Genomic DNA, 3,137 nt, shown 5'->3' with positions numbered 1-3,137 from the left:
GTGAGCGCGACGAACATCCCACCTTTTCTTTTGTGAATGATGCCGCGAGATAAGCTCCTTCATTGATAGGAGCGGACCGGGATGATTGGAGATCGCGCTGATGCCATGCTTGAAGACATGGATGAAGCCAGGCATGAGGGAAAGTATCGTCGGATCGAGGTGATTACCGGCCGGCGGCAGCGGCGGAATTGGACTGACGAGGAGAAGGCGCGGATCCTTGCGGAAAGCGCGGAACCTGATGTTAACATCTCGGCCGTTGCCCGGCGCTGGGGCGTCAATCGCGGCTTGCTGAACGTCTGGCGCCGGGACGCTGGGCTGACCTCTCAACGATCTGCGAGGTCCAGTGCGCAGCAGGCGATGTTCGTGCCGGTGACGGTAGTTGGCGATCGAACGCCGGCTCCAGGCTCGCCGTCAGATGTCGCCCACTTTGCCGCGGGTCGAATTGAGATCGAGATTGCTGGCGCGCGCATGACGGTTATCGGCCCGGTAGCACCTGAACTGGCGCAAGCGATGGTGGCGGCCTTGCGAGGTCGCCGGTGATCGGAGTTTCGCCGAGTGGCGTGAAGATCATGGTGGCTACGCAACCGGTCGACTTCCGGCGCGGCATGAATGGCCTTGTGGCTTTGGTGGCGTCAGCGCTCGCGGCCGATCCCTATTGTGGCGACGTGTTCGTTTTCCGCGCCAAGCGTCTGGATCGACTTCGCTGCATTTACTGGGATGGGTCAGGCATGATCCTGGCGACAAAGTGGTTGGAGAGCGGAAAGTTTGTTTGGCCCCCGATCCGCGATGGTGCGATGCAGATGAGTGCCCAGGAGTTCTCGCTTTTGCTAGCTGGCATTGACTGGACGCGGGTCAAGCGAAACGCGGTGAGACGACCCTCAAAAGTAGGCTGATCCTATTGGTTTTGCTTGAAGATTCAGGCTAATATGATAGGGTCGGTCATGCTGCTTCGACCCGATCCCTTGCCTCAGGATGCTGCGCAATTGACCCGGATCATTCTCTTACTCGACGAAGAGAATGCCGATCTCAAAGCGCGTATTGCCTTCCTTGAGCGCCAGCTCTTCGGGACGAAATCGGAGAAGATGACGATCATCGATCCAGCCCAGGCAACGCTCGACCTGGGCGATCTAAGCGATATTCCCGTTGCAGCCAATGACGATGCCGCACCGGCCGGTGAAGACAAAACACAGGCACGGCGATCGTCTGCCCGCAATATCGGCCGCTTGCCCAAGCATCTTCCGCGCTATGAAGAGATCATTGAGCCGGAGAGCAAGATTTGCCCCTGCTGTTCGTTCGAACTGCATTGCATCGGCACGGACGTCAGCGAGGCGCTCGACATCGTACCTGCTGTTGTCCGGGTCAAACGGACGATCCGGCCGCGCTATGCATGCCGGGCCTGTGAGAGTGCCATCGTGCAAGCACCTGCACCGGCGCGCGTGATGGACGGTGGCATGGTGACCACGGCGTTTGCCGCGCATGTCGCTGTTTCGAAGTTTGCCTGGCATCTCCCGCTCAATCGACAGGCGCAAATGCTGGCCTCCTGCGGTGTCATCATCGATCGCGGTACGCTTGGCGCCTGGGTGATGCGGGTCGCCTGGTGGCTGGAGCTTCTCTATGACGCGCTTACCGCCTTTATCCGCTCGCAGCCGAGAGTGTTCTGTGACGAGACGCCGTTGCCGCGGCTCGAGCCGGGGCGCAAACGAACCAAGGTCTGCCAGTTATGGGCGCAGGCGGTTGACGACCGTCCCTGGAATGGTCCGGCACCGCCGGCCGTGGCCTATATCTTTGCCGAAAGCCGCAGCGCCCGCGAGATCGAGGGGCAATTGTCGTCGTTTACCGGCGTGCTTCAAGTCGATGGATACCAAGCCTATAAAACCATGGTCAAACGTCGGGGCAAGAGCAATGTCGCACCCATGCGGCTGGCCTTCTGCCTTGCTCATGCGCGGCGCAAGTTCGTCGATGTCGTCAAGCTGACGGGTTCTTCGGAGGCTTTGTCGATCCTTGCCAGGATTGCGGAAGTCTATCGGATCGAAGCAAAACTGCGCGGCGAAAGCGCCGATACCCGGCTCGTCGTGAGACGTCGCGAGGCTGCTCCAGTCATGAGAGAGCTGAAAGTCCACCTCACCGAACTGCGCGACGAGGTGTCGGCGAAATCGGCGCTTGGCAAGGCCGTCAGCTACACGCTCAACCATTGGAGCGGGTTGACAGCCTGCCTTGATGATGGCCGGGTCGAGATCGATTCCAATGTGGTCGAGCGTTCAATGAAATCCGTGGCCCTGACGAGGAAGAATTCGCTGTTCGTGGGCAACGAGCGGGGTGGAAAGACTTTCGCTGTCCTCGCATCGCTCGTCAACACCTGTAAACTGAATGGTGTGGACCCCGAGGTCTGGCTTGCCGATGTGCTGGAGCGCATCATCTCCGGCAAAGTGAAAGCCAGCGAAATGGAAAGTCTCCTGCCGTGGGCCTGGAAGGCTGAGCGTGAAGCGATGACGCAGCAGGAGCGACGGGCGGCATGATGCACAACAGCCAGGGGACGACGGATCGACCGAAGCTTGATGACGCGGCGTTCGAAGCCTTTATCAGGGGACGCCGTCCGGCATCGCCAATCTGGTCAATGAGCGGTCTCGATGGTTATCTTACGGCTCTGATCATTGGCCCAAAGTTCATCGACCCACGCAAATGGATCCCGGAACTGACTGGCCCGGACGCCCTGAACCTGCCGATGGAAACAACCGAACATCGGGCCGTGCAGACGATCGTTGCGGAATATAACCGTATCTCGGGGAGCCTCTCTGAAACCCCGAAAGACTACCGGCCCAGGTTCACCAGGATCGATGATCAAACCTTTGATCCGTTCGATTGGGACCTCTGCTTTTTGCTGGCAACAGGATACGCGCCGAGACTTTGGCAGCCGGTTCTTCGCGGTCATGCCGTCACCGGCGATATCATTGCGCCAATTCGCAAGCTCGGCGAGACAAAACGCAAAGCCACCCGCCAGGATGCCGCTGACGTCGCTGAAGCACTCGTCAATATCCGAACCTATTTTATGCCGAAGCGGGCAAAGCAAAAGTTTTGACTGCCAGCCGGAAACCCATTCCGTCAATCACGAAAGACGTGGGCTATTCGTTGCGCTCACA

General features: G+C 59.1%; 4 protein-coding genes. All 4 read left to right on the top strand.

Features of this window, described 5'->3' with window-relative positions; all coding sequences use genetic code 11:
- The first annotated feature begins 81 nt into the window (after positions 1 to 81).
- From tnpA to JNC70_RS22610, 4 genes are read left to right on the top strand one after another with little or no spacing between them, the layout of a single operon-like run.
- On the top strand, positions 82 to 540 hold the full coding sequence (gene tnpA / locus JNC70_RS22625) for an IS66-like element accessory protein TnpA (protein WP_168436537.1): 459 nt from the start codon (positions 82 to 84) through the stop codon (positions 538 to 540).
- Positions 537 to 893, top strand: a complete 357-nt coding sequence (gene tnpB / locus JNC70_RS22620) for an IS66 family insertion sequence element accessory protein TnpB (RefSeq protein WP_105528926.1) — start codon at positions 537 to 539, stop codon at positions 891 to 893. The genes tnpA and tnpB overlap by 4 nt, the downstream gene beginning before the upstream one ends.
- A 48-nt stretch (positions 894 to 941) precedes the next feature.
- On the top strand, positions 942 to 2,516 hold the full coding sequence (gene tnpC / locus JNC70_RS22615; RefSeq protein ID WP_374789039.1) for an IS66 family transposase: 1,575 nt from the start codon (positions 942 to 944) through the stop codon (positions 2,514 to 2,516).
- On the top strand, positions 2,513 to 3,076 hold the full coding sequence (locus JNC70_RS22610; protein ID WP_105528924.1) for a UPF0149 family protein: 564 nt from the start codon (positions 2,513 to 2,515) through the stop codon (positions 3,074 to 3,076). The genes tnpC and JNC70_RS22610 overlap by 4 nt, the downstream gene beginning before the upstream one ends.
- The last annotated feature ends 61 nt before the right edge of the window (positions 3,077 to 3,137 follow it).

The sequence above is a fragment of the Brucella oryzae genome, from assembly GCF_041929965.1.
GTDB lineage: Bacteria > Pseudomonadota > Alphaproteobacteria > Rhizobiales > Rhizobiaceae > Brucella > Brucella oryzae.
Note: the sequence above shows the minus strand (reverse complement) of the source record. Positions and strands in the feature narration are given on the sequence as shown.

Excerpts from the sequence above, each read along its gene's own strand:
- tnpA (WP_168436537.1), top strand. The coding sequence starts at position 82 with ATGATTGGAGATCGCGCTGATGCCATGCTTGAAGACATGGATGAAGCC.
- tnpC (WP_374789039.1), top strand. The coding sequence starts at position 942 with ATGCTGCTTCGACCCGATCCCTTGCCTCAGGATGCTGCGCAATTGACC.
- JNC70_RS22610 (WP_105528924.1), top strand. The coding sequence starts at position 2,513 with ATGATGCACAACAGCCAGGGGACGACGGATCGACCGAAGCTTGATGAC.